Source organism: Streptomyces sp. MB09-01 (genome assembly GCF_033794505.1).
Classification (GTDB): Bacteria; Actinomycetota; Actinomycetes; order Streptomycetales; family Streptomycetaceae; genus Streptomyces.
On the sequence record NZ_JARAYQ010000238.1, the window covers coordinates 1 to 12,735 of the forward strand.

15 protein-coding genes are annotated in these 12,735 nt (G+C 70.8%); 12 read left to right on the top strand and 3 right to left on the bottom strand.

The genetic code is table 11. From position 1 onward, the window contains the following. From PV721_RS34230 to PV721_RS34240, 3 genes are all read left to right on the top strand, one after another. Positions 1-477: CPBP family intramembrane glutamic endopeptidase (locus tag PV721_RS34230; protein WP_319731270.1), on the top strand; the 477-nt coding region annotated here is incomplete at its 5' end. Between the two features lie 22 nt (positions 478-499). After that, positions 500-1,807, top strand: a complete 1,308-nt coding sequence (locus PV721_RS34235; RefSeq protein ID WP_319731272.1) for a sensor histidine kinase — start codon at positions 500-502, stop codon at positions 1,805-1,807. Then, positions 1,759-2,403 carry a response regulator transcription factor gene (locus PV721_RS34240; protein ID WP_319731274.1) on the top strand — a complete coding sequence of 215 codons (645 nt, stop codon included), beginning with the start codon at positions 1,759-1,761 and terminating at the stop codon, positions 2,401-2,403. The genes PV721_RS34235 and PV721_RS34240 overlap by 49 nt, the downstream gene beginning before the upstream one ends. A 251-nt stretch (positions 2,404-2,654) precedes the next feature. On the opposite strand, the gene PV721_RS34245 is transcribed toward PV721_RS34240, so the two are convergent. Beyond that, a complete protein-coding gene (locus PV721_RS34245) occupies positions 2,655-3,362 on the bottom strand; it encodes an AfsR/SARP family transcriptional regulator (RefSeq protein ID WP_319731276.1) in 708 nt (235 codons plus the stop codon). 332 nt (positions 3,363-3,694) lie between these two features. Between PV721_RS34245 and PV721_RS34250 the strand changes: the two genes are divergently transcribed. From PV721_RS34250 to PV721_RS34290, 9 genes are all read left to right on the top strand, one after another. Continuing rightward, on the top strand, positions 3,695-6,298 hold the full coding sequence (locus PV721_RS34250; protein ID WP_319731278.1) for a S8 family serine peptidase: 2,604 nt from the start codon (positions 3,695-3,697) through the stop codon (positions 6,296-6,298). A 299-nt stretch (positions 6,299-6,597) separates the two neighbouring features. Then, a complete protein-coding gene (locus tag PV721_RS34255) occupies positions 6,598-6,786 on the top strand; it encodes a hypothetical protein (RefSeq protein ID WP_319731280.1) in 189 nt (62 codons plus the stop codon). A gap of 86 nt (positions 6,787-6,872) precedes the next feature. Beyond that, positions 6,873-7,079 carry a hypothetical protein gene (locus PV721_RS34260; RefSeq protein ID WP_319731282.1) on the top strand — a complete coding sequence of 69 codons (207 nt, stop codon included), beginning with the start codon at positions 6,873-6,875 and terminating at the stop codon, positions 7,077-7,079. A gap of 31 nt (positions 7,080-7,110) precedes the next feature. Then, a complete protein-coding gene (locus PV721_RS34265) occupies positions 7,111-7,317 on the top strand; it encodes a hypothetical protein (RefSeq protein ID WP_319731284.1) in 207 nt (68 codons plus the stop codon). 31 nt (positions 7,318-7,348) lie between these two features. Continuing rightward, entirely contained in the window at positions 7,349-7,534 is a 186-nt protein-coding gene (locus tag PV721_RS34270; protein WP_319731286.1) for a hypothetical protein, read from the top strand. Positions 7,535-7,597: 63 nt separating this feature from the next. Next, a complete protein-coding gene (locus tag PV721_RS34275) occupies positions 7,598-7,885 on the top strand; it encodes a hypothetical protein (RefSeq protein ID WP_319731287.1) in 288 nt (95 codons plus the stop codon). A 263-nt stretch (positions 7,886-8,148) separates the two neighbouring features. Then, on the top strand, positions 8,149-9,219 hold the full coding sequence (locus PV721_RS34280; RefSeq protein ID WP_319731288.1) for a hypothetical protein: 1,071 nt from the start codon (positions 8,149-8,151) through the stop codon (positions 9,217-9,219). 512 nt (positions 9,220-9,731) lie between these two features. Next, positions 9,732-10,166 carry a hypothetical protein gene (locus tag PV721_RS34285; protein WP_319731290.1) on the top strand — a complete coding sequence of 145 codons (435 nt, stop codon included), beginning with the start codon at positions 9,732-9,734 and terminating at the stop codon, positions 10,164-10,166. A gap of 222 nt (positions 10,167-10,388) precedes the next feature. Further along, complete coding sequence (locus PV721_RS34290; protein ID WP_319731292.1) at positions 10,389-10,994, top strand: hypothetical protein; 606 nt, start codon at positions 10,389-10,391, stop codon at positions 10,992-10,994. A 100-nt stretch (positions 10,995-11,094) separates the two neighbouring features. On the opposite strand, the gene tpg is transcribed toward PV721_RS34290, so the two are convergent. Together tpg and tap are read right to left on the bottom strand one after the other, a co-directional pair. Further along, a complete protein-coding gene (gene tpg, locus PV721_RS34295) occupies positions 11,095-11,649 on the bottom strand; it encodes a telomere-protecting terminal protein Tpg (protein WP_319731293.1) in 555 nt (184 codons plus the stop codon). 5 nt (positions 11,650-11,654) lie between these two features. Further along, positions 11,655-12,735 (bottom strand): telomere-associated protein Tap (gene tap, locus PV721_RS34300; protein WP_416371244.1); only part of this gene is annotated, 1,081 nt, incomplete at its 5' end.

Sequence of the window (12,735 nt, forward strand, 5' to 3'; positions counted from 1 at the left end):
AGCCCCCAAGCCCTCGCACACCCCCTCATCCTGCTCGTGACCGCCCAACTCCTCGGCGCCTGCGCCGAGGAGATCGGCTGGCGCTGCTACCTCCAGCCACTGCTGCGCACCCGCTTCGGCCCGCTCACCGCCTCCGTCCTCGTCGGGACGGCCTGGGGCCTGTGGCACGTACAGGTCCTCGCCCAGGAGCCCGCCTACGCGGCCGGATTCCTGGCCGCCACCATCGCGATGTCCGTGATCCTCGGCCTGGCCCTCGAACGCGTACGGAGCAACCGGCTGCTGCTCGCCGGCGGCTTCCACACCCTGGTCAACCTCGGCATGCTGTTCGTGACGGACGAGACGTCCCCGGCTACAGCGCCGATGGTGGTCTTCGGCGCCGCCTGCCTGGCCGCAGCACTCCCGTGGATCGCCTGCGCCCGCCGGCCGGCGACCGCGCCGGATAAGATCACCGCCGCAACAACGCACGAACCGCGCTGACATGACGGAACCACAGGTGTGCATGGCACAGGCAGACAGACGCCCCGGCACGAGCCTCACGGGCACACTCGCCGACATCGGCCGCTGCCAGCTGCTCTCACTGGCCGCGCTCGCCGTGTCCGGGGCCGGCAGCCTCGTGATCGGTGCGCTCCTCCTCCTGCCCGTCGGCATCGGCTTCCTGTTGCTCCCGCCCGCCGCAGCCGCCCTGCGTCGCATCTCCGACCGCTACCGCCACTGGGCCGCCCGCTGGACCGCGACCGTGATCAGCCCACCACAACCGCTCCCACTCCGCCAGGCCCCACCCGAAAACACCACCGGCCGCCACCGACACGCCCGCGCCCTCCTCGCCGACGACGGGTTCTGGCGCGACCTGCGCTGGGCCTGGGCCGAACCCTGGACGGGCGCACTGCTCGCCACCGTGCCCCTGGCCCTCGTCGAGTACGGCCTCTTCGGCGCAGCCGTGCAGCCCTTCATCTGGCAGAGCCTGGGCGACGAGAACTGGTACGCCTTCATCCTCGTCGACTCCACCCCGACCATGCTCGCCGCACTCCTCCTCGGCCTCGGATTCACCGCCGCAGGACTCACACTCGCCCCCACCACCCTCCAACTCCACGCCCGCTGGAGCCAACGCCTGCTCACCGCACCACACAGCACCGAACTCACCCGCCGCATCGAACACCTCACCGGATCCCGCGCCGACATCCTCGACGTCCAAGCCGCCGAACTGCGCCGCATCGAACGCGACCTGCACGACGGGGCACAAGCCCGCCTCGTCGCCCTGGGCATGACCCTCGACGAAGCCACCCGGCTCCTCGACCACGACCCCCCGGCCGCCCGCGCACTCCTGCACGAGGTACGCGCCACCTCCCAACGCGCCCTCCAAGACCTCCGCGAACTCGTCCACGGCGTCCTGCCCCCCGTCCTCGCCGACCGCGGCCTCGGCGACGCGATCCGCTCACTGGCCCTCGACAGCCACCTCGACGTCCACATCGACACCACCCTGCCCGGCCGGCTCCCGGCCCCCGTGGAATCCGCCGGCTACTTCGCCGTCGCCGAACTCCTCGCCAACGCCGCCAAACACTCCGGCGCCCCCGAAGCCCACATCCGCCTCAGCCACACCGACGGCGCCCTGCACATCACCGTCACCGACAACGGCCACGGCGGCGCCGACCTTGACGGAAACGGACTACAAGGCGTACGCCGCCGCCTGGACCCCTTCGACGGAACCCTCGTCCTGCACAGCCCGCGGGGCGGCCCGACCACCGCGACCTTGGAGATACCGTGCGCGTCGCCCTCGCCGAAGACCTCTTCCTCCTCCGGGACGGACTGACACGCACCCTCCAGGACCACGGATTCGAGGTGATCGCCGCAGTCGACAACGGCCCCGCCCTGCTCAAAACACTCCTCGAGGAACAACCCGACGTCGCCGTCGTCGACATCCGCCTGCCACCCACCTTCACCGACGAAGGCCTCCAAGCCGCCCTGGAAGCACGCCGATCCCGGCCGGCACTACCGGTCCTCGTCCTCTCCCAGTACGTCGACCAGCTCTACGCCCACGAACTGCTCGCCGGAGGCCAAGGCGCCATCGGCTACCTCCTCAAGGACCGCGTCACCCACACCACCCAGTTCATCGACGCCGTACGCACCGTCGCCGCAGGCGGAACGGTGATGGACCCCCAGGTCATCGCACGCCTACTGGCCCGCAGCGACGCCCGCGGCACCACATCCCAGCTGACACCCCGCGAACTGGACGTCCTGGCCCTGATGGCCGAGGGCCGCTCCAACGCAGCCATCGCACAAACCCTGTTCATCAGCGAAAGCGCCGTCGCCAAACACACCGCCGCCATCTTCACCAAACTCCGGATCGAACCCTCCGCAGACGACAACCGCCGAGTCCTGGCCGTCCTGGCCTACCTCAAACGGTAACCACCGAACAGGCACGCACGCGGCCCCCAGCGCGGGGCGGCCTCTGCCTGTGCGATCCGCGTCGACGATGTCGTCGATGTCGTCGTGCAACGTCGGTGCGTCGCACGAGCTCCCCGGCCACCGTGGCCGACAACGCCGACGACTGCTCCCCGCCACTGCCTGATAGGCACGAGTGCGAGCGCCGGCCGCAGGCCTCTGCCCTGCACTCCCGCTCACTGGCTGTCGCCCGCCGGGCCGCCGCATCTGATCGCCTACGTCCGCGTCAGGTCACGGACGAGACGGGTCAGCTGAGGAGATGGGGCAACCTTCAACTCCATTTGCAGCAACCGTCGGTAGTCCTGGTACCGCTTGACCGCGCAGGCCACGTTGCCCTCGGCCAGGTGGACCTCGACGGCAATCCGGTGGGGGGTCTCGCGGAACGGGTCGATGGAGACGGCGGCGAGCGACGTCTGCAACGCGGACAGATGACGGCCCTCGGTCTGGAACTGCTGGGCCAGTGCCTCCAGGGCGTACAGCCTTAGCTGATCCCAGCGTTCGCGTTCAAGGAGCAGCCATTCGTCGTCCCAGCCGGGGAGCAGGGTCTGGCTCAGGTCCGCCACCAATCGGTCCCCGTCGGGGAGCTTGCCGTCGCCGGACACGAGGCGGTGGGCCGCGTCCCACGCCTTGTGGAAGTCGACCGAGAAGGAGGGGGCGAGCGCGAGGCTGTGATCGACGCTGTCGATGGCGGGGACCGGGCCGAGCTTTCTGCCCTGGCAGAGCGCGGATCGCAGATTGGCGGACGCCCGGCAGGATGTGCAGTCGGGCCACAACTGCGCGGCGACCGAACGCCGGTGCGTGCCCTCGCGGTGCAGGGCCAGGAAGGCCAGCAGCCGCTGAGCTGCATTGGAGACGGCGACGCGCCGCCCTCCACAGGTGACTTGGAAGGGCCGCAGGATTTCGAGATGGGCTCCTTGCGACACGCCTCTCACTCTGCGCGACGGCACATACGACTGCAACCGGGCGGGAGCGTATCGGCCGGCTACCGATCATAGCGAGTCTGTGCTGTCCCGACGCTGCGCAGACGGCGTCCATTACGTCGCAGAAACGTTTCTGCGACGTGGGGTGAGACCCCTCCGAACGCCTCCGCGACGGCCATCGAACGCCTTCCGCCGCACGGGGGAACGACCCCGAAACGCCTCCGTGGGACACGTTTCTCATGGCCCGGTGCGCCATACGCGACGGCCGGACCGCATCGGACCGCTTCGGGCCGAATCAGTGCACGTCGAGATACTGCGGTACGCGGAGGTTCAGCATGGACATCCGGTCGGTGATGCGCGGGATAGCCGGTGAGCAGGAGCTCCTCGGCAGCCCTGAGGTGCGCGTGGCGGTCCTCGACGGCCCGGTGGACCTGGCGCACCCCTGTTTCGCGGGATCGAACCTCACCCGGCTGCCCACTCTGGTGCCGGGCCCGGCCGGGCCGGGGCCGATGTCGCTGCACGGCACACATGTCACGAGCCTCCTCTTCGGACAGCCCGGTTCGTCGGTGCCTGGGCTCGTACCGCGCTGCACGGGACTGCTGTTTCCGGTGTTCCGCGAGTCCCCGGACGGCCGGGTGACCCGCGTGCCGCAGCTGGACCTGGCGCGGGCCGTGGAACAGGCCGTGGAGGCGGGGGCCCACATCCTCAACATCAGCGGTGGGGAGCGCACCCCCGAGGGCGCGCCGGACAGCATGCTGGAGCGGGCGCTCCGGCTGTGCGAGAAGAACGGCGTCTTGGTGGTCGCAGCCGTTGGGAACGACGGGTGCGACTGCTTGCAGGCCCCCGCTGCCACGCCGTCCGTGCTCGCCGTGGGGGCGGCCGACGCCGCCGGAGCGCCCCTCGACATCAACAACTGGGGCGCCGCTTACCGGCTGAACGGAGTTCTGGCCCCCGGACAGGACATCCAAGGTGCCGCCCCCGGCGGCTCGCTCGCCTCACTGACCGGCAGTAGCTTCGCCGCCCCAGCGGTGACCGGGGTCGTTGCGCTGCTGGTGGCACAGCAGCTGGCGGAGGGGCGCAAGGCCGACCCGCTTGCCGCGGGCCGCGCCGTACGTGAGTCCGCGATCCGTCCGCCCTGCGGCCCGGACGACTCACCCGAGTGCCGCAGGCTGCTCGGCGGCCGGCTGAACGCCGTCGGCGCCTTCGCCTTGGTCAACGGGCAGGGCAGCCCAACATCCGGCGCCCCCGGGACGACGCACACCCAAGAGAAAGAGAGAGCCATCGTCATGGACACGCATGCCGTACACGCGCAGGCCGAGGAGCCATCCGAGGCCGTACCCGCAGCCATGTCCCAGGCACCCGCGGGCGCCGGAACCCCGGTGCCCGCGATGCAGACCGCGCCCTCGCAGGTCGCACCAGCACAGGCACCGGTCCCCGGTGAGGCGCCGGTTCCCGTGCCCCCGTCCTCGGGTCCGTGGCCCGAGCCGCCCCCCTGGCCGCCCGCGCCTGCGGAGATGCAGCCTGCGATGCAGGCCGGAGTCCAGCCCGCCGCAGCTCCCACCCACGCGGCACCCGCCCCACCCACCGCCTACACGGCGCCTCCCGCCTACACGGCGCCTCCCGCCTACACGGCGCCTCCCACCTACGCCGCACCTCCCGTCTATACGACACCCGCCGCACCTGTCGCCTATACGGCGCCCGCGGTCCATACGGCACCTGTCGCCCACGCGGCGAACACGGGCGTCTGCCCGTCCTGCGCCGGATGCGGCGGTACCTGCGGGGGCACAGGCGGGCAGCCCAGCGGGGGCGGGGCCACCCCGTCCGCCCCGGCGCCCTCCCCTGGGGAGCAGTTGATCTACGCGATCGGCACCATCGGGTTCGACTTCCAGACCGAGGCCCGCCGGGACAGCTTCCGTCAGCAGATGCCGCACATCGTCATTCCGGCGACAGGAGGGCAGCCCGAGAAGGAGGAACAGCCGAACATCTACGACCCCAGGCAACTGCACGCCTACCTGAGCAAGAACCCGTGGGCCTGCGACAAGCTGACCTGGACGCTCAACGCGGACGCGACCCCGCTCTACGCCCTTGAGGCGGAGATGCCGGTGGGCATGGACTGGACCCGGCCCATCATCAAGAACCCCAAGGCGTCCGCGGAGCAGGTGCACGATCTCGCGGCCGGCGCCGCGGGCGATCCCAAGCAGCTCACCCAACTCCTCGAGACCCTCTCCTACCCGCCGGTCTCCTTCGTCTACCGGACCTTCCGGGACGCGCTCCTCGGACAGGCCAAGGACAAGGAAGACATCGACTTCGTCTCCCGGGTCTCGATACCCGGAGTCCTCACGGACCGTACCGTCCGGCTGTTCTCGGGCCAGGTCGTCCCCGTGGTCGAGGTCAAGAGCCGCGGCCTGTTCACCTGGAACGAGACGCTGCTGGTCAACGCAGTCTTCGAGGCAGTGCTCAAGATCAAGATTCGGGAGGCGCGCAAGGAAGCCGGCGAAAACCAGGCGGCACAGGACGCTGCCGAGGCGAAGGTCCGTCAGGAGTTCGCCGGAGCGACAGGGAAGTTCCTCAGGAAGACCGTGCGCGCTCTGCTGGACAAGATCTACTGGAAGTTCCGCAACCTCGGCCAGAACTCCGGCGACCGCGCGCTGAACGCGGCGGGCACCAACGCCTTCCTGGTCGGCGCCGAGATCCAGAGCGGCATCCTCTCCGCGGAGCAAGTCCCCGGCAGCAGCAACAACTTCTACTCCCTGGACACCGTCACCGTCACCAAGAGTCCCTTCTGCCGTCCCGGCTCGGTCTGCCACGACGTCACCTTGACCTTCTTCGACCCGGAGAACGACCAGCGGGCGCCGGTGTCGTACCTGTTCACCTTCGACGTGAGCGACCACGTGCCCGTCAGCCTCGCTCCGGTCCACACGTTCATCGGCAGCCCCTGACTGCCGGACCAAACCGAGGAGTCCCCATGGACAAGACCAGAACCCCAGTACCCCCCTCGCTCCCCCTTCAAGCACCGCCCGTCTGCCGCGCACCTTCGCAAGAGCCGCAGGAGCGGCATGACGGCTACGGCGTGGAGGCGGCCCGCTCGGGCTGCGCGGAGCTCTGGGGACCTGCGCGGCAGATGTGTTACGCGCAGCGGGCGCAAGCACTCTGAGCGCACCGCAGAGGAAGCAGAACAACAGACGAGCCTCCGGCGGGAACCGCCCGCCGGCCAGTCACCAGGTGAAAGGTGAGAAAGATGAACGAGCCGTTTGCGCGGCGCGAGGAGAGGCCGGCTCCGTCCGGCACTCCGCGGACGCCGTTCCAGACCCCCGCCATCGACCGCGACCCGATCGGCCCCAAGGGATCCGGCGAAGGCGTCGACGGAGTCGAGGCCAACTTCAACTTCGGCAAGCTCCTGGGCATCGCGAAGGACATCCTCTTCTAGAGACCGCCATGCAGCATCCGTCACAGCGGCGGTGGCGGGCGCTTGGGTCCCCCGCCACCGCCGCACCGTCCTGAGAGGACGCCGGGATGAACAGAGAGATCCCGCAGAGTGCAGCGTCGTCCGCCACCCCGCGGACGCCGTTCCAGGCGCCCGCGGTCGACCGGAGCCCCACCGCTGCGGCACGCGCCGGCGCCGACTCACCAGGCATCGAGGCCAATTGGGAAATGCCCTGGACCCTGATCGGCCATGGGGCCAAGGGAATGCTGGACGCCTGGCTCTCCCGCCGGACCTAGGGCCTCGGCACCGCAAGGAAAGGACACGGACATGAACGAGGACGCCTCACCCCGAGCTGGTCCCTCGGCCGTCCTGCGGGCACCCTTCCAGGCGCCCGCGGTCGACCGGAGCCCCACCGCTCCGGCACGCGCCGACGCCGACACACCGGGCGTCGAGGCCAATTGGACAGTCCCCTGGCATCTGATCGGCCCCCAGTCCAAGGGCGGCATCATGCCCTGGTACGCCGGCCCGGTCTAGTGCCTCACCACCGTAAGGAAAGGACACGGACATGAACGAGGACTTCTCACCCCGAGCGGCCCCGTCGGGCGTCCTGCAGACGCCCTTCCAGGCGCCGGCGGTCGACCGCACCCCTGCGGCCCCGAGGGCCGCGGGCACCGAGAGCGGAGGCGTCGAGGCGGACTTCGCCTGGCTGCTGCCTCTGGCCACGAAGGCCATTGGCTCCCTCTTCAAGTGAGGGCCGCGTGTCGGCGGCGGGCTTCTCCGCCGCCGACGAGGCCTTGAAAGGAGGACCGGCGGCATGTACGACAAGTCCGAAGCGGGCCCCGCGGACCGCGGGGCCCGGCTCAACCTCCCCGTACTGGGGACGGTGGAGCGCCGATGGGACACGTACCAGCCCTTCCTGAAGGCGGTGGGTGTCTACCACCTTGAGGAGGACCCCAACAAGGTGGGCTACCTGATGGAAGAGCCCCCGCCCAAGTCCACCTTCGGCTCCGCCGTCGCGGACCCGTCCGCCTCGGACGGTCTGGACGACCGGGGCTGGAGCTGCCCGCCGGGTGAACCCTGTACATGGCTCGGCCCGGTCTAGGAGGTGCACCCTCCCCGGTCGCCGCCTGCACGACAGCGGCCGGGGAGACCGATGCCCAGAGTCTGTTCGTGAGCCGCTGGCGAGACGTACTCCGGCTTCGCTCGATCCCGGCCCGGCGCTCAACGGAGCATGCGCAGAACCCGCGGCGATGGCTCTGGCGCCCTCCTCACCAGCGGAAACGCATTTGCGGCAGACCGCGCTCCCAGGTCATACTCCCGTGTCCCCCCACCTGTTTCGACCACTCCTCATCGGGGGCTCCCACCATGGAAGTCGCACGCATCGTCGTCATCGGGCTCGCCATCACCGTGTCGGTCATCTTCTACCGCCGCACCACCGGCGACCTCCCGGGCCGGACTTCGTCCCGCGCCGCCCGAAAGTCCGGACTCCTCCCGCAGTCCCGCCAGAACACCGGCCGCTCTACGCCCGACCCCGAGCTGGAATCGGCGGTCGCCGCAGCCGCCCGGGGCAGTTGGGAGCCGGCCGCACAGCTGATGGCCGCCACCAGGGAACGCGGCGACTGGGCACGCCGCTCCTCCTACGCCGCCACCCTCGGCTCCCACCGGGCCGCCCTCCCCGACAGCTGGCTGCACACCTGGCAGACCGCGGTCGGGCCGGACGACGCCGACCTCGCGCTGGTGCGCGCGAAGGCCACCGTCAACCTGGCCTGGCACCAGCGCGGCAGCGGCTGGGCGAAACACACCAGCGCCGAACAGTTCGCCGGATTCCACGCCACCCTGGCCCGCGCACCGCAGCAGAACGCACACGCGGCCGACCTGAACCCGGACGACCCCACGCCCTACGTCAACGAAATATGGGCGGCACTGGGCCTCGGCTACCCCGAACAGCACATGCACCGGATCTGGAAGGAGATCACCACCCGCGACCCGCACCACTACGACGCGCACTACGCGGCGCTCCAGTACTGGTGCGCGAAGTGGCGCGGCGCGGAAGAACGCGCCATGTCCTTCGCCCAGCGGGCAGCGGCCGGCGCACCGCCCGGCAGCCTGCTCACCGCGCTGCCCCTGATCGCCTGGTACGAACACCGCGACACGGACGCGAGCACCGCCGACTTCCGCTCACCCCACCTGATCTCCCTGGTAGACGCCGCCCTGGCCGACGTCGCCGCAGCCCCCCCCAACCATCCGAACGCCGCCGAGCTGCGCCACCTGCTGGCCTACTTCCTCACCCGCCAGAAGCGGTACGACGCGGCGCTGGCGCAGTTCCGCCTGGTGGACGGCTACATCGATGCCCTCCCGTGGAAGTACTGGACCGACCCGGCGGCGGCGTACTGCCACTGGCGCGACCGCGCGGCCCACCGGGCCCGCCGGCGCTGAGCCAGGCGGACCCAGCTCATCCCGCCGGGGAACGGCTGACCAGGCGCCCGTCGAGCACCCCGGCCCGCAGCACCCGCCCCAGCGGCCCGGCATCTTCTGCACACCCACCAGATCGGTCGGGCACAGCAGCAGGTCCACCCCGGGCCCGTGCCCCGCCCGGGACCGCCCGAAGCCCTTGGGCAGAGAACCCCAGGCGATCCGGCCCGGCTCCGGGTCGCGGGCGAAGGTCCCGGCCGCCACCCTGGGCGGGCAATCAGCAACCTCGTCGTGAGCGGGACCGATACCGCCCCCGGGATCCTCACCGAACTCGCCGCCGAACTCGACTTACCGCCCGCCGACCTGCTCGTCATCGCAAGCCACCCCGTGCCGGCGGAACTCCTTCCCCCCCCAAGCGCGACGCCACGATCACCAAGCAGTTCGCCTACAGCGCCAGCCACTGCGACCACACGCAACTGGCCCTGCTGGAGGACTTCATCCGCTCGCTGCCGCACCTCGACGCCCCCGGGCCCTTCGTGCAACCCGCCTCGCCGCACCTCACGCCCGCCGAGAGCGGTCCCGGCGCCGTGTTCAACGGGCTGCTCCGCAACCGCGGCTTCGGCATCAAGGAGCTCCCTTTCGCGGGACTGTCGCGCAGCACGCTGCTCGGCATGGTGTCGGACTGGCGGCCGACTCCGCACCGGAGATACCAGCTCTGTGCGATTGCCGGCCCGCTGGGCTGGCGACTGCCCGATCTGTTCGCCGTCGTCGGCGAGCCGTACTCACCGGACTTCCGCCCGGTGCAACTCTGCCGCCACGTCGGGCGGGTGTTCACAGCCGCCGTCCCCTTGACCACCGCACAGCTGATCGAGTGCACTCGGGAGGCGGACCGCCTGAGCGCACGGGAGAACCACGGTGTGTGGCAGCCCGTCTCGCAGGGCTCCGTCGCAGAGTGCCCGGACTTTCCCTGACAGCCGGCGGGCCGCCTGCCGGCGCCGTGCCCGTCCTCCACCTGGCAGTGTCACCGGCGCTGCGCCAACCCGGCACCGTGTCGCAGACGTGTACCCGTGGACACCAGGCGAAGGGCCGAGCCCGACGTACGGTCGAGCAACCGGCCGAGCCTTGCCGCCAGCACCGCACACCTTTGGCCGAGGCGGCCCGCCCCGACGCCATGACCGGAACAGGAGCAGCCGATGCTTCTCTACGCCCAGACCCCAGCACGGCGCAACCGCCAGATCCTCGCCGACCTGATCGCCGTGCTCCTGATCGCCGCCGCGGTGAAGTTCGCCCTGACCGTCCACGGCGCGATCATGCTGCTGGCCGAGCCGGGACGCAAAGTGGAGAGCTCCGGCGAAAGCCTCGCCACCGCCCTCGACGACGCCGGCGACACGGCCTCGGACCTGCCGCTTGTCGGCGATCTCCTGAAGAAGCCGTTCCAGTCCGCAGCCGACGCCGGCACCGGGCTCGCCGACGCAGGACAGTCGCTGCAGGACACCGTCAGTCAAGTGGCCACCCTGGCCGCAGTCGCCCTGATCGTCCTGCCCGTGGCCTTCGTACTCCTGCTGTGGCTCCCCCTACGCCTGCGCTGGATCCGCCGCAGCGCCACCATCCGACGTCTCCTCGACGCCCCCGGAGGCGCCGACCTACTCGCCCTGCGCGCCCTCACCGGACCGCTGGGCGACCTCTCCACGATCTCCACCCCGCCAGGCGGCCTCGCAGACGCCTGGCGCCGCGGCGACCAGCAAGTCGTCGCCGCCCTGTCCGAGCTCGCACTCAGGCGAGCGGGCTTGCGCCCCTGACAGGCGGAGCGGTTCGGCACGGGGCGACGCATGCCGCGCCGGGGGAGGGGCGTATGCGGCGCCGACGCTCAGGACTCCGGCGGATGTGACCGGCCCCTTCTCAGAACGACACGTCGATGTAGTCGATGTCGGTGAGTTCGACTTCGAGCTGGTCGGCGCGGCGCCCGCCGTCCTTGAAGTAGGTCTCCTGCAGACCTTCGGCGACGATCGCGCGCAGTTCCGGATCCCCGGCACCCTGCTGCCGGGCCTCGAACAGGCGCTGCGCGTAGGCTGGCGGGAGGTGCACGGTCAGCCGTCGCATGCGGCCGTCGTCGGTGGTGCCGACAGGTGCGGTGTACCCGAACCGCGCCCTGGTCTCGACGGTGATCCCGGTTGCGGTGGCGGCCTGCTTGCGGCGGCGGCCGCGCACCACGGGCTGCCAGCGTGCGCGTACGGCGGTGTCGATGCGGTCGGTGATCGCCTTGGGCGGGGTCTTGCGTTCGCCGGTGCGGTAGCGCTCGATGGAGCGTTGGCTGACGCCGAGCTCGGCCGCGACGGCCTTGGTCGTCTTCAGCTTGCCCATCAGGAAGTTGATGCGGCCCTTCAGGGTCTTGGGTGGCTGGCGGGTGAAGGCCTCGCGGTCCGCGCGCTCCAAGGCGTCGTCGATGTCCCCCACGGCTTCTATTCTCCCTCGTCCGTGACGGCGTCGCCGCCCTTGATGTGACGGGCCGGGTTGAGACCCTTCTCCATCAGGTCCACCGCCCACGCCATCTCCTGCACGCCCTCCACCTTCGCCGCGCCCGGGGTGGGCCCGAGCCTGAAGGAGCCGGGCAGCGGCTTGCCGGAGGTGGTGTAGGGCAGGAAGTCGAGCGGGGAGGGTCCGGACGACGCGTAGACGACGCAGTCGGAGAGCACGCCGAGCGGGTACTGGCCGGTGGCCTTGGCGACGTTGGCCATCTTGCGGTGCATGTTGACCCGCGCTTTGGAGATGACGGCGGCTCGGATGTCGGGGCGCCAGGTCGGCCGCTCCAGGGCCGGCCACCGCTCCCCGTCGCGGTAGTGGCGTCCCTGGGGGCGCTCGCGGAGCTTGCCGATGCCGCCCTTGACGGTTGCCTTGATCGCGGCGAGTACGGCCGCCATCGCGGGGTCGACCTGCTTGTGCTGCTCCATGGCGGCGAGGAACTGCCGGTCGTCCAGATCCGCGGTCACACCAAGGTCGGCGAGCGTGTCGAGGTAGGCGGTCTTGAGGCGGTCGTGCCACGGATCCAGGTACGCGCCCGTCTCCCTGCGCAGGAACGCCTCGATGGGGGCGACGTCGAAGCCGAGCTCCTGGGCGTAGGCGACGGTGTGCGTCTGGTACCAGGCCGGCCCGGTCGGCCGCTGCCCGGACGGCGTGAACGGCGACGGCAGCCGCGGGTCCAGCTCGATGTGCGAGAGGTCGACCAGCCAGGAGCCGGGGATCTTCTTGTTGAAGGCCGGGCGGTGGAAGTGGTCGGGTGCGGACAGGCCGACGACCAGGCGCGCGGAGGCCGCGAGGAACGCGGTGTTCAGATCCAGCCCGACCGCGTACGGCAGCAGGCACTCCTCATCCGACAGCAGCTGGGGGTCCCGCACCCACTGGAACGCCTCCTCGTCCAGGAACCCACCGGCCCACCCCTGCGCAACGGGATGTTCGGCGGGGGCCTCCGGCGGTGCGGGGTCCATCGGCTCGGTACCAAGCGAGCCCGGGTTGTAGGCGGACGCCCACTCCCCGGTGGTGTCG

Excerpts from the sequence above, each read along its gene's own strand:
- PV721_RS34255 (WP_319731280.1), top strand. The coding sequence starts at position 6,598 with ATGAACGAGCCGTTTGCGCGGCGCGAGGAGAGGCCGGCTCCGTCCGGC.
- PV721_RS34260 (WP_319731282.1), top strand. The coding sequence starts at position 6,873 with ATGAACAGAGAGATCCCGCAGAGTGCAGCGTCGTCCGCCACCCCGCGG.
- PV721_RS34270 (WP_319731286.1), top strand. The coding sequence starts at position 7,349 with ATGAACGAGGACTTCTCACCCCGAGCGGCCCCGTCGGGCGTCCTGCAG.
- PV721_RS34290 (WP_319731292.1), top strand. The coding sequence starts at position 10,389 with ATGCTTCTCTACGCCCAGACCCCAGCACGGCGCAACCGCCAGATCCTC.
- PV721_RS34280 (WP_319731288.1), top strand. The coding sequence starts at position 8,149 with ATGGAAGTCGCACGCATCGTCGTCATCGGGCTCGCCATCACCGTGTCG.
- PV721_RS34250 (WP_319731278.1), top strand. The coding sequence starts at position 3,695 with ATGGACATCCGGTCGGTGATGCGCGGGATAGCCGGTGAGCAGGAGCTC.
- PV721_RS34265 (WP_319731284.1), top strand. The coding sequence starts at position 7,111 with ATGAACGAGGACGCCTCACCCCGAGCTGGTCCCTCGGCCGTCCTGCGG.
- PV721_RS34235 (WP_319731272.1), top strand. The coding sequence starts at position 500 with ATGGCACAGGCAGACAGACGCCCCGGCACGAGCCTCACGGGCACACTC.
- PV721_RS34275 (WP_319731287.1), top strand. The coding sequence starts at position 7,598 with ATGTACGACAAGTCCGAAGCGGGCCCCGCGGACCGCGGGGCCCGGCTC.